The 19,415-nt window shown below is 60.0% G+C and carries 19 protein-coding genes; 16 read left to right on the top strand and 3 right to left on the bottom strand.

Annotated elements, in window-relative coordinates:
- Positions 1-690 (top strand): response regulator transcription factor, encoded by a 690-nt coding sequence (locus HW450_RS05925; RefSeq protein WP_182387050.1) that lies wholly within the window; start codon positions 1-3, stop codon positions 688-690.
- Here the strand turns inward: HW450_RS05925 and HW450_RS05920 are convergent.
- A complete protein-coding gene (locus HW450_RS05920; protein WP_182387049.1) occupies positions 672-1,529 on the bottom strand; it encodes a hypothetical protein in 858 nt (285 codons plus the stop codon). The genes HW450_RS05925 and HW450_RS05920 overlap by 19 nt on opposite strands.
- 33 nt (positions 1,530-1,562) lie before the next feature.
- On the opposite strand from HW450_RS05920, the gene HW450_RS05915 reads away from it, so the two are divergent.
- From HW450_RS05915 to HW450_RS05895, 5 genes are all read left to right on the top strand, one after another.
- Positions 1,563-2,492, top strand: a complete 930-nt coding sequence (locus HW450_RS05915) for a Ppx/GppA phosphatase family protein (RefSeq protein WP_182387048.1) — start codon at positions 1,563-1,565, stop codon at positions 2,490-2,492.
- Positions 2,493-2,496: 4 nt separating this feature from the next.
- Positions 2,497-3,300, top strand: a complete 804-nt coding sequence (locus HW450_RS05910) for a hypothetical protein (RefSeq protein WP_182387047.1) — start codon at positions 2,497-2,499, stop codon at positions 3,298-3,300.
- A gap of 35 nt (positions 3,301-3,335) precedes the next feature.
- The gene (gene proC, locus HW450_RS05905) at positions 3,336-4,190 is read left to right on the top strand and encodes a pyrroline-5-carboxylate reductase (protein WP_182387046.1); all 855 of its coding nucleotides are present in this window, start codon (positions 3,336-3,338) and stop codon (positions 4,188-4,190) included.
- 214 nt (positions 4,191-4,404) lie between these two features.
- Positions 4,405-4,596 carry a helix-turn-helix domain-containing protein gene (locus tag HW450_RS05900; protein WP_182387045.1) on the top strand — a complete coding sequence of 64 codons (192 nt, stop codon included), beginning with the start codon at positions 4,405-4,407 and terminating at the stop codon, positions 4,594-4,596.
- 286 nt (positions 4,597-4,882) lie between these two features.
- A complete protein-coding gene (locus HW450_RS05895; RefSeq protein ID WP_003855542.1) occupies positions 4,883-4,984 on the top strand; it encodes a 30S ribosomal protein bS22 in 102 nt (33 codons plus the stop codon).
- A 591-nt stretch (positions 4,985-5,575) separates the two neighbouring features.
- Here HW450_RS05895 and HW450_RS05890 read toward each other — a convergent pair.
- Positions 5,576-6,607 carry an HAD family hydrolase gene (locus HW450_RS05890; protein WP_182387396.1) on the bottom strand — a complete coding sequence of 344 codons (1,032 nt, stop codon included), beginning with the start codon at positions 6,605-6,607 and terminating at the stop codon, positions 5,576-5,578.
- Between the two features lie 87 nt (positions 6,608-6,694).
- Here HW450_RS05890 and HW450_RS05885 point away from each other — a divergent pair, with 87 nt between their 5' ends.
- From HW450_RS05885 to HW450_RS05840, 10 genes are all read left to right on the top strand, one after another.
- Positions 6,695-6,940 carry a glutaredoxin family protein gene (locus HW450_RS05885; protein ID WP_182387395.1) on the top strand — a complete coding sequence of 82 codons (246 nt, stop codon included), beginning with the start codon at positions 6,695-6,697 and terminating at the stop codon, positions 6,938-6,940.
- Between the two features lie 112 nt (positions 6,941-7,052).
- The gene (locus HW450_RS05880; RefSeq protein ID WP_182387044.1) at positions 7,053-8,417 is read left to right on the top strand and encodes a glutamyl-tRNA reductase; all 1,365 of its coding nucleotides are present in this window, start codon (positions 7,053-7,055) and stop codon (positions 8,415-8,417) included.
- Positions 8,414-9,319 carry a hydroxymethylbilane synthase gene (gene hemC, locus HW450_RS05875; protein ID WP_182387043.1) on the top strand — a complete coding sequence of 302 codons (906 nt, stop codon included), beginning with the start codon at positions 8,414-8,416 and terminating at the stop codon, positions 9,317-9,319. The genes HW450_RS05880 and hemC overlap by 4 nt, the downstream gene beginning before the upstream one ends.
- A 139-nt stretch (positions 9,320-9,458) precedes the next feature.
- Positions 9,459-11,141 carry a bifunctional uroporphyrinogen-III C-methyltransferase/uroporphyrinogen-III synthase gene (locus tag HW450_RS05870; RefSeq protein ID WP_182387042.1) on the top strand — a complete coding sequence of 561 codons (1,683 nt, stop codon included), beginning with the start codon at positions 9,459-9,461 and terminating at the stop codon, positions 11,139-11,141.
- Between the two features lie 24 nt (positions 11,142-11,165).
- A complete protein-coding gene (hemB, locus tag HW450_RS05865; RefSeq protein ID WP_182387041.1) occupies positions 11,166-12,167 on the top strand; it encodes a porphobilinogen synthase in 1,002 nt (333 codons plus the stop codon).
- A 25-nt stretch (positions 12,168-12,192) separates the two neighbouring features.
- The gene (locus HW450_RS05860; protein ID WP_182387040.1) at positions 12,193-12,714 is read left to right on the top strand and encodes a hypothetical protein; all 522 of its coding nucleotides are present in this window, start codon (positions 12,193-12,195) and stop codon (positions 12,712-12,714) included.
- A 13-nt stretch (positions 12,715-12,727) separates the two neighbouring features.
- Positions 12,728-13,216 (top strand): hypothetical protein, encoded by a 489-nt coding sequence (locus HW450_RS05855; protein ID WP_182387039.1) that lies wholly within the window; start codon positions 12,728-12,730, stop codon positions 13,214-13,216.
- Positions 13,217-13,218: 2 nt separating this feature from the next.
- Positions 13,219-15,843, top strand: a complete 2,625-nt coding sequence (locus HW450_RS05850; protein WP_331251795.1) for a heavy metal translocating P-type ATPase — start codon at positions 13,219-13,221, stop codon at positions 15,841-15,843.
- Between the two features lie 548 nt (positions 15,844-16,391).
- Entirely contained in the window at positions 16,392-17,420 is a 1,029-nt protein-coding gene (gene hemE / locus HW450_RS05845; RefSeq protein WP_182387038.1) for a uroporphyrinogen decarboxylase, read from the top strand.
- An 8-nt stretch (positions 17,421-17,428) separates the two neighbouring features.
- Positions 17,429-18,814 (top strand): protoporphyrinogen oxidase, encoded by a 1,386-nt coding sequence (locus HW450_RS05840; RefSeq protein WP_182387037.1) that lies wholly within the window; start codon positions 17,429-17,431, stop codon positions 18,812-18,814.
- Here the strand turns inward: HW450_RS05840 and HW450_RS05835 are convergent, their stop codons facing one another.
- Positions 18,815-19,231, bottom strand: coding sequence for a hypothetical protein (locus HW450_RS05835; protein WP_182387036.1), 417 nt, complete (start codon positions 19,229-19,231; stop codon positions 18,815-18,817).
- Positions 19,232-19,415 lie beyond the last annotated feature (184 nt).

Here is a 19,415-nt window from a genome sequence, read left to right as displayed (position 1 = left end):
ATGACTAGCATTTTGATCGTTGAGGACGAAGAGTCTTTGGCGGACCCGCTTGCTTTTTTGCTGCGCAAGGAGGGATTCAGTACCACGTGGGCGCCGGACGGCCCCACGGCAATGGTGGAGTTTGAGCGTGGCGACTTCGACATCGTGTTGCTCGACCTGATGCTGCCGGGCATGTCAGGCACCGATGTGTGTAAGCAGATCCGCAGCACCTCCGCGGTCCCGATCATCATGGTCACCGCGCGGGACTCGGAGATCGACAAGGTCGTCGGACTGGAGCTGGGGGCCGACGACTACGTCACAAAACCCTACTCATCCCGCGAGCTCATCGCCCGTATTCGGGCCGTGCTGCGCCGAGGTGGAGAAGCCGAGTTCATCGAGGATGAGGACGACCAGATCCTCGAAGGCGGCCGGGTGCGCATGGATGTCGAGCGTCACATCGTCACCGTCGCCGGCGAAAAGGTCCCGATGCCGCTGAAGGAATTTGACCTGCTGGAATACCTGCTCCGTAACGCCGGGCGCGTCCTCACCCGTGGCCAACTGATTGACCGCGTCTGGGGCGCCGACTATGTGGGAGACACCAAAACCCTCGATGTCCATGTCAAACGTCTGCGGAGCAAGATTGAAGAGGAACCCTCCCGCCCGCGCTACCTGGTCACCGTGCGAGGCCTAGGCTACAAATTCGAGCCCTGAACCGTGGCGGGGTGGGCCGCCGCACTTACCGACGCCCGAGCCCGTCGCTCACAGTGCTCCGCTAGTTTCTCGTACGCCGCTTCGCCCATGAGGGCCACCAGTTCTGCGCGATAGCTTCGCCACATCGGTTCGGAGGCTGTGTGGCAGGCGGGTGCGGTCGTGCAATACCAATCAAAGTCCTCGCCACCGTTGCCCCAGCCACGCCGGTTGTATTCCGTGATCGTGGTCCGGAGAATCTCTACTCCGTCGGGGCGATCCTCGTAGGCTTCTAGCCGTCGTAACGGCAACTGCCAACACACCTCGGGCTTGACTAAGGTGAGGTCTTCGCCGGTAGCGACAGCCCACTGATGGAGCGCACACCCCGGGCCCGTCGGCCAGCCTGGGCGGTTAGCAAAAATGCAGGCCCCGTCTACAGTCACTGTTTTCAGCGCCGGCTCGGGGTTGCCGTCTTCGTCGTCCAATTCATCCCATTCCAGCCATGGCTCCACGTCGCCGGTGTCGAGATTGTCGGGCTTGAGCTGCCAGAATGCGTCGGGCATACGCTGGACGGCGTCGAGAAGCTGGGCGCGGTCGGTGTCGTCGGTGAGGAAGGCGCCGTGCTCGCAGCAACCTACAGCCGGATTGGTCGCGTCAATGCCTTTGCACGCTGCGGTGCCAAATTTGCAACTCCAATGGGACTCCAGCCAGGTCAAATCAATGACGAACTGGTGGAGTGGGTCCTCAGGGTTGGTGAATTCGTACCACTCTCGGTCGAAATCGGGTGGCAACTCATCGCCGCGGCGAATCGACGCGGCCGCGGGGGAGTCGCTTGGGAAACCAAGAAAAATTGGGTGATTCACACTTTGACAGGGTAGACCGTCTAATCTGGAAGGGTGCGATTAGGTGTATTAGACGTGGGAAGTAACACAGTTCATTTGGTGGCGGTGGATGCCCGCTCCGGCGGTCACCCCACCCCGATGTCGGACTGGAAGACGACAATGAAGCTCGTCGAGCACCTCGACTCCGAGGGCAACATCGACGACAAGGGCGTCCGCAAGCTCATCAAAGCAGTAGCGGAAGCAGTGGAGCTGGCCGACACTCTCGGCTGTAGTGAAATGATTCCTTTCGCCACCTCGGCTGTTCGCTCCGCCACCAACGGCGAAGAACTACTGAACCTGGTGGAGACGGAAACCGGCGTGCGCCTCGAAGTGCTCTCCGGTGAGGACGAAGCACGCCTGACCTTCCTCGCTGTCCGCCGTTGGTACGGCTGGTCCGCTGGTCGCATCATCAACCTGGACATCGGTGGCGGTTCCCTCGAACTGTCATCCGGCACCGACGAAGAACCAGACGTGGCCTTTTCCCTGGACCTTGGCGCCGGGCGCCTGACCCACAACTGGTTCGACACCGATCCACCAGAGCGCAAAAAGATCAACATCCTGCGGGATTACATCGACGCTGAGCTCGCCGAGCCAGCCCGCATCATCCGAACCTACGGCAATGCCGATCTGGCCGTTGCTACCTCGAAAACTTTCCGCACGCTCGCTCGCCTCACCGGCGCAGCCCCCTCCTCAGCTGGCCCCCGAGTCACCCGCACCCTGACCGCACCAGGCTTGCGCCAGCTCATCGCCTTCATCTCCCGGATGACCGCTGCGGACCGCGCAGAGCTGGAAGGTATCAGTTCAGACCGGTCCCACCAGATCGTTGCCGGTGCGTTGGTCGCCGAAGCGAGCATGCGTGCACTAGGTTTGGAACAGATCCAGATTTGCCCATGGGCGTTGCGCGAAGGCGTCATCTTGCGCCGTATCGATAAAGGTTTGGAATAGGAATATGTCTGACAAACAGCTCACCGTTGCCGAGTTGATGGCGCGAGCGGCCGCCGAGGGGCGCTCCAGCACGCCTAGGCGTCGCCGTCGTCGCAGTTTGGAAGACGGCGGTGTGTCCGTAGCCGAACTGACGGGATCGCTGCCGAAAGTTGCGGCCAAACCAGAGCAGCCCCGGCACACCAGCGAGCCCATCGATGACCCCAAGCCCGCCCCGGCCCCCAAGGCGCCGGTGGTCACGCCGGTTACCGACGCCCCGCAGCCGGAACCAGTGCCCGAGACGGAACCCGTCGTCCACGTAATCCACGAGGACGACCCCATCAAACTCACCACTGATTCCTTCCCGGCTCAGACCGCTGACAAGGTTGAGGAGGCAGCCCCAGAGGCGCCTGCCGAGAAGGCTCCGGTTAAGCCCCCTATTGAGACTCCGGCGGAGCTTCCTGTGGAGCCTCCCGTGGAGCAGACCGCCACGATTGCTCCAGTCGCCACGGATTGGGAGACCGAGCCAACCGAAGAATCCGGGGTCGTTGACACTGTCGAGGACGAGGATGAGGGTCGCGTGTCTATCCTCAGCGTGGTGCTAATGGCTATTGTTGGCGTCGCGCTCGGCGCCGCGATTTTCTTCGGCTTCCGCGAGCTCTGGGCGAACGTCAACACCCTCCTCGTCGGTGCGCTGGCTGGTGTGATGACGCTCGGCCTGGTCGGTGTGGTGCACGCGCTGCGTACTGAACGCGACACGCTGTCCATGACGCTCGCTGCGGTAACCGGCCTGGCGCTGACCTTCGGCCCATTGCTCATCGTCGGCTTGTAATCGCTCCCGCCCGCCATTGGCGTTACAGTGGTTGCATGACAAAAATTGCTGTTGTTGGTGGCGGAAAGATTGGTGAGGCCCTTATTGCCGGCCTCGTCGCGGGTGGCTACAGCCCGAAAGACATCCACGTAGCTAACCGGCGCCCAGAGCGTGGAAAAGAGCTCGTAGACGCCTATGGTGTAATCGACTACACCGACGTCGGGCAGAGCGTTGAAGACGTGGATGTGGTCTTTTTGTGCGTCAAGCCAAAGGACACCCTTTCCCTGTTGTCCTCGCTGTCGGACACCCTGGACAACAATTCACAAGACACCACCGTGATTTCCATGGCTGCGGGGATTTCCGTGAAATCTCTGGAGGAAGTAGTTTCTGCGGGCACCCCCATCGTCCGCGTCATGCCGAACACCCCAATGTTGGTGCGCCGTGGTACCTCGGCGATCAGCCCAGGGCGCTTCGTCGGCGACGAACAACTCGCTCAGATCACGGAACTGCTTGAAGCCCTTGGCGACGTGTTTGTGGTGGAAGAATCCCAAATGGATGCTGTCGTAGCAATGTCTGGGTCTTCACCTGCATACTTTTTCCTTTTCGTGGAAGCGATGATCGACGCCGGCATCAACCTGGGGTTGCGGCGTGATTTGGCGAAGAACCTCGCGATCAGCGCGGCTGCCGGTTCTACCGCCCTGATGCAGGAAACTGGTCTTGAACCAAGCGAACTCCGGGCGAACGTGAGCTCCCCAGGGGGTACCACCATTAAGGCAATTCGCGAGCTGGAGCAGTCGGGGCTGCGTGGAATGGTGTACCGGGCAACCGAAAAGTGCGCCAACCGCTCCGCAGAATTGGGTACCACCAAGTCCACTACCAAGGTGGTGGGGGCAGATGAGGTAAGTGACTAGAAAAAATGTTTCAGCTGTGACTGTGTTAATAAACAGTGCACTAGCTGGGCTGATGATAAAAGAACACGAGTTGCATTGTGGCGCGTAAGAGAATTTTTGGCACTCATGTCGCAATAGTCACATGCTTCACGGTAAACTAGCACAAGCACGTGCGTGACCGTTCTGCGGGAGGGGAAGCCTGCAGCGCGCGACGTGTGTGAAGGGTTAGAAGATTATGGCAAATGAAGACAATGGCACTTTCTTGACAGTCGCTGAAGTAGCGGACATCATGCGGGTATCGAAGATGACCGTTTACCGCTTGGTTCACTCCGGTGAACTGCCTGCCGTGCGCGTAGGCCGTTCATTCCGCGTGCACCAGAGCGCTGTTAACGAGTACCTGGATTCCTCTTTCTACAACGCTGGTTAAGTGGCGAAGGGGCTGTAAGCGCTCCCTACGAATGTTGCTACCTGCCCTCCTTTCGATAGGTAGGTGTTCGTAGGGAGCGTTTTGGCTTGTATTGGACCCCTTTTTTGTAGATGGGAAACCGCGCGGTAGGATATAACCCATTCGTGTCAACGAGCCAGTTTGGTGAGCGTTCTTTCGGGAATGCTGCGACGGGCGAAGTGCACTCGGTCGTCGGCAATTTGTTTCAAGCCGAAATGCACGTTGGCAGGTTTGTACGTACAACTTCTACACAAGCGAGGTAAACCCTATGGGTTCCGTTATTAAGAAGCGCCGCAAGCGCATGTCCAAGAAGAAGCACCGCAAGATGCTGCGCCGTACCCGCGTTCAGCGTCGTAAGCTCGGCAAGTAAGCCTCTTCTGGGCGCCCGTCACCGTTTTGGTGGCGGGCGTCTTTGTTTAAGTAAAGAAAAGCGTGTCCGGTCGGCGTGTCGCCGGCCGGGCTTTGTGGCTATCTGATGGTGCCTTTTTCTATGCCGATGTTGTGTTAGTAGCTGGCCAGGATAGCGTTCCAGGTGTTCCATCTCAGCGTGTGAGGGGCATCGGGGCCGGTTGGTAGAGAACGGTTGGTGGAGAATTCGAGAGGAAGTGGCGTCAAACCTTAACCGAGGTTGTTTTCCACTTTAACTCTCTACCAACCGTTCTCTACTAACTGTTGTGGACGACTGGTGATGTCGTTCTGTCAGGCAGTTGGGGCACCGGTCTTAGTCACCGGGCGCTGCATTGAGCAGAGATAAGAGCCTATAGCCCTAACCTGGCTTTGCCGTGGAATGTAGGGATGCTCTTACCCCCCGCGATCCTTGAGATCGAGACTTGGAAGTCGAGACTCGGAGTGTTTTTGGGCTTCACTTTTGCTATTTGGTGTTTTTGGTCCGAGACTCGAGTTCCAGGTCTCGCATTTCACCGGCGAACCGGCTAACCGGAAACCCCGAACCAGCAGCCCTTTATCCCAGCGCTTTGGAGCGCTGCCAGCGGTAGAGCCCGACGGTTGCGGTGAGGAGTGCTGGGATTCCGAAGGTGCGTACAGCCTTGCGGACGGAGCGGTAGTCGCGGATGTCCCAGCCTTGGAGCTTGGCCAGGCGGGTGAGGTCGCGGTCCGGGTTGATTGCTACTGCGGTACCGACCATGGAGAGCATCGGGACATCGTTGATGGAGTCCGAGTAGGCGGTGCAGCGGGATAGGTCGAGGCCTTCGATGGAGGCGAGGGCTGCGACGGCATGTTTTTTACCGGGACCGTGGAGAATATCGCCCACGAGACGTCCGGTGAACCGGCCGTCGGATACCTCGGCGACGGTGCCGAGGGCGCCGGTGAATCCGAAGCGACGCGCGAGGATTTGGGCGAGTTGCACTGGGGTGGCGGAGACGAGCCAGACTTGTTGGCCGGCGTCGATGTGCATTTGGGCGAGGGCGCGGGTGCCGGGCCAGATTTTTTCCAGCATGGTGGTGTCGACAATGTTTTCGCAGAGTTCCACGAGCTCGTCAACGGAGCGGCCCTTAATGAACTCGAGGGCTTGGGAGCGGCCCTCGGCCATGTCTGCTGCGTTTTCCGCGCCGGTGACGCGGAATTTGAGTTGTTTCCATGCGACGGGGAGGATGTCGCGGAGGGTGAAGTACTTGTGGCGGTAGAGCCCGATGGCAAACATGGTGATGGAGGCACCCTGGATGAGGGTGTTGTCAACATCGAAGAAAGCAGCAGCGCCGTGGTCTTGGGGGATATCCGGGTCGGGGGCGGTGACCTGGCGGGCACCGGCGGCCTCGAAGGCACCTCCCACGGAGTCGACGCCGGCGTGGAAGTCGGAGAGCTCAATGCCGTAGACGGAGCGTACTGCAGAGTCCGCAGCGGCGTGACCGGCTTTCTTCTGGCTTTCCTCATCTACCGGGGGCAAGGCGCGGTCTTCGAGGAAGCGGCGAAGGTTGCCTCGGGATGCGCTCCAGTTGGCGAGGAATTCCTCAGGGGTGAGCGCGAAACCATCCATCAGGGCTGCCTTTCGAAGTGAGCTAAGTACGATAGTCAATCGTAAGCATTTTCAAGAAAAGTTGCTTGGGACGAAACACGAGAAATGATGGCGAAACCGGTGTTGGTGGAATTAATGACTCGCTCGACCTGCGGTTCTTGTCTGCGGGTGCGGGAGCAGATCATGCCTGTGATTATGGCAACCGGGGCGACCCTTGAGGTTGTTGATGTAGATGAAGCTGGGTTGGCCACGGAATATGGGGATCGGGTGCCCGTTGTCGTGATCGATGGGGAAGAGTTTGCGTGCTGGGAAGTGGACAATGAGGAGCTGCGCGAGGCGCTACTGGGGGGATGATAATTGGCCCCTCGTTCATAATGGGGCTACTCTGAAAGATCGAATATTGTGCCACTTGGGGTAATTCGAAAGTTCGATTCCGCGCTATGAGTGAAAGCGGTGAGTGTAGAGCGTGAGCGTACTGGTTGTCGGTATGTCGCACCGCTCCGCGCCTGTGAAGGTGCTGGAGCAAGTAAGCATGGATGATGTCGTCCGCGACAAGACCGCGATGGCGCTGGTCGATCAGCCGTCGTTGTCCGAGGCCATGATCGTGTCTACGTGTAACCGAGTTGAAGTCTATGCGGTAACCAACAGTTTCCACACTGGGGTCAATGAGGTGGTGGAGGTGCTGCACCGTAACAGTGGTGTGGACTTGGATACGCTGCGGGATCACCTTTATGTGCGTTACGCCGACGCGGCCGCCGAGCACATGCTCACTGTAACGTCGGGGCTTGACTCCATGGTGGTGGGGGAACAGCAAATTATTGGCCAGGTCCGCACCGCTTATCAGCGGGCTGGGGAAATTGGCACGGTGGGGCAGGCCCTCCATTCGTTGACGCAGGTTGCGCTACACACCGGTAAGCGGGTGCACACGGAAACCGATATTGATGATGCCGGTGCATCCATGGTGAGCTTCGCGATCTCCCGCGCGTTGGATCTCATGGGGCTCAAGGAGTCGGAGCAGCCGCTCGTCGGAAAGCGTGCGCTGGTGTTGGGGGCGGGCGTCATGGCGTCGTTGGCGGCCACCCACCTGGGCCGCCTGGGGATCAGCGAACTGGTGTTTTCCAACCGCACGAAGTCGCGCGCGGAGGTTCTCGCGGAACGTTCTCGCGACCTGGGGATTGCGTCGCACGCCGTCGACTTTGATGACCGCGACAGCGCCATTCCGCAGGTAGACATGGTAATTTCCGCGACCGGGGCAGACAACTTCACCATCGAGCCACGCCATATTCCCCGCACCGGGATGCCGCTGATGCTGGTGGATCTGTCCATGCCACGCGACATCGACGACGAAACCGCCACCATCCCAGGCGTGCAGCTGGTCAACATCGAGCGCCTGCACGAGGAACGCGACACCAACTCCAACGAGGTGCAGCAGGAAGCGCGCGCCATCGTTGACGCTGAATTGCAGCACTACATCTCCGAGCAGCGCGTGCGCAACGTGGTTCCTGCCGTCGCAGCTTTACGACGCCACGCCCACGAGATCGTGGACGTCGAACTCGAACGCCTGGGCACCCGCACCCCGACGATGGGGGATGCGGAACGTGAAGAGGTGGAGAAAACGGTGCGACGGGTCGTCGATAAGCTGCTGCATCAGCCCACAGTGCGGGTGAAAGAACTGGCCGTCACCTCGGGTAGCGTCTCCTACGAGACGGCCCTCCAGGAACTTTTCGGACTCGAGGCAAACCGCTCCGTGGACGTAAAAGCGAAAGACCTACCGAAAGCGAACATGCCGAAAACGGCGACAAACATCAAGGAAACGCAAGGGGAAAAGTGATGCTGAAGATCGGTACCCGTGGCTCCAAACTGGCCACCACCCAAGCAGGCCACATCCGGGACGCGCTCATCGCAGCCGGCCACCCAGCGGAGCTCACGATTATCACCACCCCCGGTGACATCAACATGTCCCCGGTGGAACGTATCGGTGTCGGCGTATTTACCCAGGCCCTGCGGGACGCGATGGCTGCCGGCGAATGCGACATCGCAATCCACTCCTTCAAAGACCTCCCCACCGCACCCGATGAGCGCTTCCACCTGGTGGTGCCACAGCGCTCCTATCCGTTTGACTGCCTCATCGCCCGTGACGGCATGAAACTGGCAGACCTGCCGACCGGTGCGCGCGTGGGGACTTCCGCGCCACGTCGCGTGTCCCAACTGCGGGCGCTGCGCCCCGACCTTGACATCCAGCCCCTGCGAGGCAACATCGATACCCGCATGGGCAAGGTCACCACAGGCGAGCTGGACGCCGTGATCCTGGCAGCCGCTGGGCTCGCCCGCATCGACGTCCTGGACAAAGCAGGAGAGGTCCTGGACATCAACGTCATGATTCCAGCACCAGCCCAAGGAGCGCTGGCTGTGGAATGTCGCGCAGACGATGCTGATGTGGTGGCCGCGCTCAACCTGCTGTCCGATCCACGGGCCACCGCAGAAGCTACGGCGGAACGCTCAGTGCTGCGCACCCTCGAAGCCGGTTGCACCGCCCCTGTCGCCGCATATGCCAGTGCCACTGACGATCATCTGCTCCTCGTCGCCGGCGTGTTCGCCCTGGATGGCTCCCGCAGCTTGCGGGAACAGATTACTGGTCCGGTTGAGCGCGCAGCGCAGCTGGGTGCGGAACTCGCCCAGCGCCTGTTAGAACAGGGCGCAGCAGAACTCATGCAGGATGAGAAGTTTTCCTAAAACTCGCCGTATGCTCTAGGGTTGACCTAGCACATGTCGACCCAATCCGATGGGATTAGGGTCGGCTAACGGCATTATGGAAGGTACTCGTCTGCCCCATAGGTAGATCACGACGCTGAAAGCTTAAGAAAAGACTTACATGACTAAGCCCCAACCGGCTGAGAAGCACCAAGAACTCGGCACCGTTATTTTCGTCGGTGCTGGCCCCGGCAATCCAGATTTGCTCACCGTTCGCGCCCGTGAGGTACTGGGCGGGGCATCCTTAGCCGTCGCCGATGCCGCCGTGCTCAGCGGGGTTCGGGCCATCGTGGGGTCAGACTTGCCCATCCCGGAAGAAAAACAACAGGCCTTCGATGCCGAATACGAACGGATCTGTGCGGAGGCCAAGGCCAATGGGGCGCGACGTCGCCCCCCGAAGCCTCCGGGGCCGTCAGCGGCAGACATCGTTGAGGTGGTCGAAGGATCGGCTCAGGATGTCGCCCAGCAGCTGCACGACCTGGTGGCCACTGGAACCAACGTGGTTCGGTTGGTCACCGGCAATCCGCTGTCCAGCAACGCCGTCCTCGCAGAGATTAACGCCGTGGCCGCAGCAGGGCTGGAATTCAACGTGGTCCCAGGCATGTCTCTGCCTGCTACCGTTCCGACGTTCGCCGGGATCGCCCTGGGATCTACCTACACCGAAACTGATGTGGCCCAGGACGACGTGGACTGGGACGTGCTGGCCGTGGCGCCGCAACCATTGGTGCTACAAGCCGAAGCAGGAGATTTGCCGACGATCTCCGCGGAACTTCACCAACGCGGGCTTTCGGCTGATTTGCCAGCTACCGTGACCGTAAACGGCACTACCCGCTTGCAGCGCACCTACGACACCACCTTGGGCACCCTCGGTAAGATCGACGGCGAACTTCCGGGGCGCATCGTGGTGACGTTAGGAAAAGGCGTGGACAACCGGTCAAAGTACTCCTGGTGGGAGAACCGCAGCCTGTACGGCTGGCGCGTGCTGGTGCCACGTTCTAAGGAACAGGCCGGGCCGATGTCCACTCGGTTGGCCTCGCACGGTGCGATTCCACAAGAAGTGCCGACGATCTCTGTGGAACCGCCACGCAATCCGGCTCAAATGGAACGAGCGATCAAGGGCATCGTGGAGGGACGCTACCAGTGGATCGCCCTGACCAGCGTCAATGCGGTCAATGCGCTGTGGGAAAAAGTCACCCAGTTTGGGCTGGATGCACGGTCCTTCGCTGGCGTCCACATTGCCTGCGTCGGGCACAAGACGGCGGAAGCTGTCAGCGCGCTCGGAATCACCCCAGAGCTGCTCCCCAAGCCGACTGAGCAAAATGCCCAAGGCTTGGTCAACGTCTTCCCGGAGTATGACGAAGACCTGGACCCGGTGGGGCGCGTGCTGCTACCACGGGCCGACATCGCCACCGATGTGCTGGTGGACGGGCTGATTGGGTTGGGCTGGGAAGTCGATGACATCGTGGCCTACCGCACCGTCCGAGCCGCTCCACCGAGCGCGGAGATTCGCGACATGATCAAGTCCGGTGGCTTCGACGCAGTCTGCTTCACGTCATCGTCCACCGTGGCTAACTTGGTGGGCATTGCCGGTAAGCCACACCAGCGCACCATCATTGCGTGCATTGGGCCGATGGCTGCCGCTACCGCGAAGGAGCTGGGGCTACGAGTCGATGTGGTGCCGGAGGTCGCGGGCGTTAACGAACTCGTGGATGCCCTCGCCGAGCATGTTGCGGGCTTGCGGGCAGCAGGTCAACTTCCGCCGCCGCGGAAGAAGCGCCGTGCGCGTCGTAAAGCTGCAGAATAGTCGCTTAAACTGGGAGGAAACCTCATGTCCGAAATCACCCGTCGTCCTCGTCGCCTCCGCACGAGCCCGGCGATGCGCGCCCTCGTGGCGGAAACATCGCTTCGCCCGGCGGACCTGATTCTGCCGATGTTTATCGCCGACGGCATTGAGGAGCCTCGACCGATCTCCTCCATGCCGGGCGTGGTGCAGCACACCTTCGCCACGCTTATCGACGCCATCCGGGAAGCCCGCGACGCCGGCATCAAATGTATCGACCTGTTTGGCGTGCCAGCCTCGGAAGACAAAGACGCGGAAGGCTCCCAAGCGTGGGCAGCGGACGGCGTCCTCAACCGGGCTATTAAGGCTGTACGTGCAGAATTCGGCGACGACATCCTGGTGATGGCCGACACCTGTCTGGATGAATTCACTACCCACGGGCACTGCGGCGTGCTGGCCACCGACCGCTTCGGTGACACGATCGTGGACAATGACGCCACCCTGGAGCGCTACCAGAAGATGGCCGTGGCGCAGGCAACCGCCGGTGCCCACATTGTCTCCCCATCCGGCATGATGGATGGACAGATCGCTGCGATCCGGCAGGCACTGGACGAAGCAGGCTTCGGCGACGTCGCGATCATGGCCTACTCCGCCAAGTACGCTTCCGCCTACTATGGTCCGTTCCGTGAGGCCGTGGGCTCCTCGCTGGAAGGCGATCGACGCACCTACCAGCAGGATCCCGCTAACGTGCGTGAGTCCCTGCTGGAAGTGGATCTGGATGTGGCTGAGGGAGCTGACTTTGTCTTGGTCAAACCCGGTATGCCTTACCTGGACGTCCTGCGCGCTGTCTCTGAGGTGTCCCCCGTCCCGGTTGTGGTGTACCAGGTGTCCGGCGAATATGCCATGATTCAGGCAGCAGCAGCCAACGGCTGGCTCGACGGCGAGGCCTCCATGATGGAGGCGCTGCTGGCGTTCAAGCGGGCAGGCGCCAACCAGATCCTGACGTACTTTGCTGTCGAGGCTGCACGCATTTTGCGTGAGCAGTATTAGTTTTTAGGCCCACAAGGAGGGACTCGTGGAGGTCGCATCACAGCGCCCGGAAGCCGTTAACCTGGCGATGAACATGTGGCTTGGGGTCGTGGTGTTTGAAACCCTCCACCAGATCCTCAACGTGGTAATGGGACTGTTGGGTACCGCTGAGCTCAAAGAAGCTGTCAAACAGACGATGAACCCGCAGCAGCTGGAGACCCTCAGCGATCAGCAGCTGACTCTCCTGTCCGGGATAGCGGTAGTTTTCTCCGGGCTGATCGCACTCGCCATCGTTGTAGCGATCGCCTGGACTGCCTACATTTTCCGTAACGGCACCAAGCGTGCCGACGGTGCACGGCGATTCCTCACCGTTTTCGCAGTGTACTTTGCTCTCCGTGGCCTGTTCGTTTTTGAAATCGCCACCACAGCTAGCCTGCCGCTCCCGCTGGTGCTTGCCGACGGCATCGTCCAGCTCCTCACCGCAGTGTGTGCAGTGCTGGCCGCACTTTTTGGTGCTAAGAAAGAATCTGTGGAGTGGGCGCGCGCGATGCCTGCCGAGAAACCCTAGGACGTTAAGCACCATGACCTACATGTTTCCCTCAATGTATCGGGGTGGCGATGACGACCACGCACACACTGAACAGCGCGTTACCTTCGACGCGCCGCCGCTGCCGCTGAAGATTGGTTATTGGTGGCTCGTCGTTAGCGCCGGGCTCGCTATCTTTTTTGGCCTCGTCGTCGCAACGTCTGGCTATTCCGGGGACACCAATGTTGATCCGAGGCTGATCGCTGCAGTGGAGCTGAACCAGCGCTTCGTTGGTGTTTTTAACATTGTGGCTGGATTCTTGATCGCGATGCTAATGACGCAGGTACGCCGCGCGGTGAAATACTCGCGCCGCTGGACGCTCGCCGTCATTGTGCTGTGTGTGCTCGTTGACCTCATCGCCTTCACTGTCAAGGCCGCCGGAGTGGGGATCGCCCTCATCCCGATATTGCTCACCACAGGTGCGTTGATCATCTATCGTCCCATCGTGAACCAATACTTCGCCTACCAGAATGACGAGTATTAACAGTGGCTGATTTTGAAACTACCCCGGAGACTCTGCGTAGCTCCCAGAAGCAAATGGATGCGGCGATCGCCGAGGCGAAAAAAGCCGCGGCAGCTGCCGGGCTCGCCGGGGCCATTGACTCAGATGAGTCTCCGCATGTTCGGCTGGCACGCAGGCAGGCTTCCGCCCACACTTCCTTCGCGTTGGAGTTGGAGGGGTTGGAGTCAGCGCTGCATGTGGCTGACATTGAGGAAGCCCTCGAACAGCGTCCCGGAATCCGTGCGTCGGTGGTGTATGAGTCCGCCACGGCATGGATTACGGCGCCTGACGATGTGAGCCCCGACGATGTCATCGCGGTATTTGCTGATTTTGGCGTGCACGCGGTTCTCACCAACGCGTCGCTGCGTCGGCGTGCAGAGCGCCTGAATCAAACCCGGCGACCACTCCCATTGCGGGGACGCAGGAAAAAATTGGCGCTGCGGGCCACTCGACTGCCTCGTCGACGCCAGCAAGAGGCGGAGGAGCGCGCTGATCTGGCGGCGCGCCGGGCGGGCCGGCTTCGCGACGTCCAGCTGATTCGAAGCCAAGACGAAGAACCTACCGAGGTGCTGTTTACCGCGAAGGAACTACTGACGCGCTCCCGGCTGCTCGTTAGCGCGCTGCTCAGCCTACCGATTTTCATTCTTTCTTACCTTCCGGATCTCCAGTTCGACTACTGGCAGTGGGTGTGTCTCGCCATCGCCACGCCCGTGGTGACATGGGGTGCTTGGCCATTCCACCGTGCGACGGCTGCCGGCCTGCGACGGGGCATGTCTGCGCTTGATGCTGCGAGCTCAGCGGCGGTGCTGAGTTCCTACCTGTGGTCGATTTTCCTGCTGGTGTTCACCACAGCGGGAAGCCCGGATTGGCGCTTCCAGCCACAGTGGTTGGCCCAGAACTACAACAGGGTGGCCCAGGGCGAATTCTTCCTTGACGTTGCCTGCGGAGTGACGGTGTTCATGCTGCTGGGGAGCTTGCTCACCAGACGTGAGCGCCCAGACCTCATGGACGAGTACAAGGCCAAGATTCGGGGAGAACTCGACGTTGTGACGGTGGTGCGGAAAGACACCGCCACTTCAAAGTCTGTGCATGTGGAGATTCCGGTCCAGGAAATTCGCGTGGGGGATGACATCATTGTTCCAGGTGGCGCGACCATTCCGGTGGATGGGCGTGTGATCGGTGGCGCCGCGGAAATCCAACCCGGCATGTTTACGAACTATTCTGGGAAAACCGAGAAAGTCAAAGTAAATTCCACGGTGCATGCGGGCAGCTTTCTGCTTAGTGGTCCGCTGAAAATCCGCGTGCATAAGACGGGCTCGCAGACTCGCATTGCTTCTATCTACCGCTGGGTGAAGGAAGCCTCCCAGTATCAGAACCGTTCGGCTCAGCTGGCCACTAAAACGGCATCGTTGTTGGTGCCATGGGCGTTGGGGATTGCGGCCCTGGACTTTTTCCTCTGGTGGCTGATCGGAGCGAACATTAACGCCGCCGTGGCGTCGGCTCTTGCGATCCTGGCAGGTGTGGCGCCTGTCGCACTTGCCTTATCGACGAACGTAGCCATGAAACTCGGCATCGAACAGACCGCTCGCCTTGGCGTCCTGGTCCGCAATGCGGAAGTGATCCGTGAACTGGACGAGGTGAACTCGATGGTGTTTAACCGTGTGGGCACACTCACCGAAAAGGACATGTTCGTAGAGACCATCTCGGTGGCGGAAGGGGAGAACCCGGAGCTTGTCCTCCGTGTCGCAGGTGCTCTTGCCATGGAGAGCGTCCACCCCGCGTCCAAAGCCCTGGTGCGGGCCGCCCGCGAAGCACGTGACGCGGGAACCGGCGGTGAGGACATCCCGCACTGGATCGAGGTAGCGCACCCCCAGGTGCTGGACGATGGGACGCTGTCTGGCGGTATTGAAATCCCGCTGAAGAATTCCGAAGGGGAAGTGGAACTCCGCCAGGTCGAGGCAACCCTCGTGCGACCGCACGACCTTTCCGGCCTGTCCTCCCGACTGTCCAACGTGGCCGTCTCTGGCGGTATCCCGATTGTGGTGAGCTGGAAAGGCCAGGCCCGTGGTGTGATCACGCTCCGCCAAGACAACAAACCAGACGCGGAAGATGCCGTGGCCACGCTGGAAGAGATGGGCATTGAAACCATCATGATCACTAGGGACATGTACCCGGTGGCCCGCAGGTTTGCCGACAATCTCGGAATGTCCCGCGTCCTCGCGGGCATCGCCCTGAAAAAGAAAGTGCTTGCCGTCCGCAGCGTGCACACCCAAGGCGCCCAAGTTGCGATGGTTGGTGGCCTTGGGGTCCGCGAATGCCTCAACGTGGCAGATGTCGGCATTCTTATGGACGATCAAGTCCGATTGGACGTCCCAGAAGCAGATGTGGTGCTGCTGCGTTCCGACGTTTCAGTGGTTCCGGAACTTATAGCGTTAGCTCGGCGAATTTCCGCCCTAGTCGATCGCAACATCATGCTGGCCTGGGCTTACAACGCTTTGGTTATGACCGCCGCGGTGGCCGGTGTCCTGCACCCAATGGCAGCGACGCTGTTTACCATTTTGTTTACGTTCCTCATCGAAGCACGCTCAAACAACGTGCGGAGGTTTTAGGGGTTTCTCCTGCGTGATTTCGGTGTTGTCTGGCGATACTTCCACATCGCCAGACAACGTCGAATGAGATCAGAAACTCCCGAGAAGGTCAGTCCAAAACCTGAAATGAGCAGCCAGCCCCTTCCAAAATCAGGATCTCCATGTGATAGAGCAAACGTTGCCGCCAAAAGAGCCAGGCCTAGCACCAAAACAGCCGGCGATGGAACCCAACGCGTTGGTCTAGTCAATCCGAGAACAAATGAACAAAAGAAAGCCAAGGTTGTTCCCAACATAAGTAGGAAAGCCCAGCCTTCTATCTCTGACCAGGGCATCAACAACGCGACCCATCAACTAATGAAAGCAAACAGTTCGGGTGAAGGGAACCGCCACCAACTTGCATCGGTTTGATTCTTCACGTTAAGAAAGTTCCTTCGTGACTTGGTAGTTGGCTTGGGCCAATTCAATATAAGCCATGCACAGTGCTGAGTTATGGCTGCTGTGGGCGTCGGTAAGCAGCGCTGCTTCGCCCCATTCACCGGCCGCGCACCAGGTAGGGCACAATGGATTGCATGACTGCCAAGAACGCCCCGCTTCTCGACGCCATCGCCGGCAAAACCCCATCCCGCACCCCGGTCTGGTTCATGCGCCAGGCTGGTCGATCCTTGCCGGAATACCGCCAGGTCCGTGAGGGAATCCCGATGCTGGATTCCTGCTTTATGCCGGAGTTGCTGGCGGAGATCACGTTGCAGCCGGTGCGTCGCCATGACGTGGACGGTGCGATTTTGTTCTCGGATATTGTGGTGCCGCTGAAGGCCGCTGGTCTGCCGATCGATATTGTCCCTGGCCGAGGCCCGGTTCTGGCGGATCCGATCCGCACAATCGAGGACGTCAACAACCTGCCAATCCTGGACACGGACGTGCTGGAGGTGCAGGAAGGGATCCGTATTATCCAGGAAGAGCTCACGGAGCAGCAGACCCTTATCGGTTTTGCGGGCGCGCCGTTTACCCTGGCTAGCTACCTGATCGAGGGGGGCCCAAGCAAGAATCACGAGAAGACAAAAGCGATGATGCACGCCGAACCAGAGGTCTGGCATGCGCTGATGCAGCGCCTGACCCCGACGATCATCAATTGGCTGCGTGGCCAGATCGACGCGGGGATCGAGGCGATGCAGCTGTTCGATTCCTGGGCCGGGTACCTCACTGAGCGTGACTATCGCGAGTTCGTGCTGCCGTACTCTGCGGAAATCCTCACATCAGTCAAGGACATCCCACGTATCCACTTCGGCGTGGGCACTGGGGAGATCCTGGGCGCAATGAGCGAAGCTGGCTCTGAGGTCATGGGCATCGATTGGCGGGTTCCGCTCGACGTGGCAGCCAAGCGGGTGCAGGCGAAGGTGCTGCAAGGCAACCTGGATCCCGCGATTTTGTTCGCGGGCACCGAGGCCATGACCCGCGAGATTAACCGCATCAAGTCCGAGGCTGCGGCCGCTATCGAGGCCGGCGACGCCATCGGTCACGTCTTCAACCTGGGGCACGGCGTGATGCCAAGTACTGACCCAGATGCCATCACCGAAGCCGTCCGCATTATTCATTCTTAGGAGACAACATGAAGTACGCGATCATCGGCGCTGGACTTGCAGGGCTCACCGCCGCCTACGAACTGCGCCAATTGGACCCAGACGCCGAGATTGACGTCTTCGAAGCCGACGAACGCATCGGCGGCAAGCTCTACACCGTCCCCTTCGAGTCCGGCCGCACCGACATGGGAGCCGAAGGGTTCTTGGCGTTCCGAAAAGATGCGACTGAGTTCTTCGAACAGCTCGGCCTCGGCGATGACATCGTCGCCCCGTCTGGGCTGAAATCCCTGGTCTACAGCGGTGGCGCCTTGCACCCAATTCCCATGGGTGGCGCGATGGGGATCCCCGCGACTTCCTCCGGATTGGACGGGCTGATCTCCGCCGAAACTGCCGCGCTTATCGACGCCGAAGGTGACAAGCCTGGTATCGATTGGACTCCTGGTGGCGACATGTCCGTCGGCAAGCTCGTTCGCGAGCGCTACGGCGACGAGGTCGTTGACCATGTAGTTTCTTCACTGCTCGGTGGTGTGTATTCCTGTGCCGCCGATGACCTCGGAGTGCGGGCGACGATTCCACAGCTGGCAGCGGTGTTTGATCGTATGGTTTCCGAAGGTGAAAAGGTGACGTTGTCGGGGGCCGTCGCGAAGCTGGATGCGGCGCGGTCAGCGCGCACGAGTTCGGGACCAGTGTTTGGGGCGTTCCAGGGCGGCTACGCGCAGCTATATGAAGAGCTTGCCGAGCAGTCCGGTGCCCGAATCCACCTGGATTCGTTCATCTCGGGTATCAAGCGTGGGCCGGGCGGACTCCGATTGGAAAAGGCCGAGGGAACCTTTGATCGCGTCCTGGTGACCACGCCTGCGCCGACTGCTGCTCCGCAGCTGCGCGCTGTGTCTCCTGAGGCCTCGGCTGCGCTTAAGCAGGTGAAGTTGGCATCCTCCGTTGTGGTGGGAATGAAGTTCGATTCCGCCGAAGGGCTGCCGGACAACTCCGGTATTCTCATCGCCACTGACGAGCCAGGGGTGCATGCCAAGGCGTTCACGCTGGCGTCGAAGAAGTGGCCGCACCTGGCTGAGCGTGGTGGGGCTCTGGTCCGCGCTTCCTTCGGGCGCTTTGGCGATGACGCCCTGGTGCGCGCCTCTGAGGATGATTTGGTGGACTACGCCCTGGATGACCTGCAGAAAATCACCGGGTTCGACGGCCGCGCTGCGGGGCTGTCGGAGATCTTTGTGCAGCGCTGGTTTGGTGGCATTCCGTGCTATAGCGACACCCACCTCGCTACCGTTGCTGCGGTGCGCTCTGCGTTGACGGCAGTGGATGGTGTGGAGGTGGCCGGTGCCTGGGCAGATGGTGTCGGCATTCCGAATGTTATCGCTGGGGCGCGGGCTGCCGCGGGGCGGTTGGTCTCCGAAAGATGATTAAGCCCGCTGAGCACCACTTTTGCGGGTGCTCAACCAGGCGCCAACTCGGCGTAGCGCAGTAAGTATGGAAGCAGTGATGCTGCCTTCCAAAAAAGCTAGCAGGTATGCACCGAGGAGCACCGGTTCGTGGTACCAGTCTCTAATGAGATAGAGGGAGAGACAACCTCCGACGAGTAGCGCGATATCCCATTTAAAGTCGCTAACTCGTGCGAAATTAAGTAGTAATGACTGGATTAACGCTGCGGGCATGACAAATAGGCCTTCTCGCTGGATGAACCAGATCAACGGTTCCTGCACCTCAAGGATTGACTTGACCTGCATTGTTGTGAGAAACGCGACAATGAGGAAGGCTAGTTCAATCACCGGAACACGAAAGACAGGTCTCTTCCATAGCCTGTCGGTTCTCTTAATCATGGTGGTTTTCCCTGTTCATTAAATTCCCAGCCAGAGGCGCTAGCAACGGAGCTGTCCCGTTAAGTAGGATGGCGCAGCACGGCAAGGCTTGTTGTGGCATGGCCGAGCCTGCTGTGGCCGGGGCGAACGCGTTTACCGGTGTGGTGTGTAGGTAACCCTAAAGCATTGGGGAAGCATCTTGAAA

Origin of the sequence: Corynebacterium hindlerae, assembly GCF_014117265.1 — a bacterium.
Lineage (GTDB): Bacteria > Actinomycetota > Actinomycetes > Mycobacteriales > Mycobacteriaceae > Corynebacterium > Corynebacterium hindlerae.
This window is presented reverse-complemented; position numbering and strand designations above follow the sequence as displayed.

Bases quoted from the DNA above. Each gene is read 5' to 3' on its own strand.
- HW450_RS05925 (WP_182387050.1), top strand. From the start codon at position 1: ATGACTAGCATTTTGATCGTTGAGGACGAAGAGTCTTTGGCGGACCCG.
- HW450_RS05910 (WP_182387047.1), top strand. From the start codon at position 2,497: ATGTCTGACAAACAGCTCACCGTTGCCGAGTTGATGGCGCGAGCGGCC.
- proC (WP_182387046.1), top strand. From the start codon at position 3,336: ATGACAAAAATTGCTGTTGTTGGTGGCGGAAAGATTGGTGAGGCCCTT.
- HW450_RS05900 (WP_182387045.1), top strand. From the start codon at position 4,405: ATGGCAAATGAAGACAATGGCACTTTCTTGACAGTCGCTGAAGTAGCG.
- HW450_RS05895 (WP_003855542.1), top strand. From the start codon at position 4,883: ATGGGTTCCGTTATTAAGAAGCGCCGCAAGCGCATGTCCAAGAAGAAG.
- HW450_RS05890 (WP_182387396.1), bottom strand. From the start codon at position 6,607: ATGGATGGTTTCGCGCTCACCCCTGAGGAATTCCTCGCCAACTGGAGC.
- HW450_RS05885 (WP_182387395.1), top strand. From the start codon at position 6,695: ATGGCGAAACCGGTGTTGGTGGAATTAATGACTCGCTCGACCTGCGGT.
- HW450_RS05870 (WP_182387042.1), top strand. From the start codon at position 9,459: ATGACTAAGCCCCAACCGGCTGAGAAGCACCAAGAACTCGGCACCGTT.
- hemB (WP_182387041.1), top strand. From the start codon at position 11,166: ATGTCCGAAATCACCCGTCGTCCTCGTCGCCTCCGCACGAGCCCGGCG.
- HW450_RS05855 (WP_182387039.1), top strand. From the start codon at position 12,728: ATGACCTACATGTTTCCCTCAATGTATCGGGGTGGCGATGACGACCAC.
- hemE (WP_182387038.1), top strand. From the start codon at position 16,392: ATGACTGCCAAGAACGCCCCGCTTCTCGACGCCATCGCCGGCAAAACC.
- HW450_RS05840 (WP_182387037.1), top strand. From the start codon at position 17,429: ATGAAGTACGCGATCATCGGCGCTGGACTTGCAGGGCTCACCGCCGCC.
- HW450_RS05835 (WP_182387036.1), bottom strand. From the start codon at position 19,231: ATGATTAAGAGAACCGACAGGCTATGGAAGAGACCTGTCTTTCGTGTT.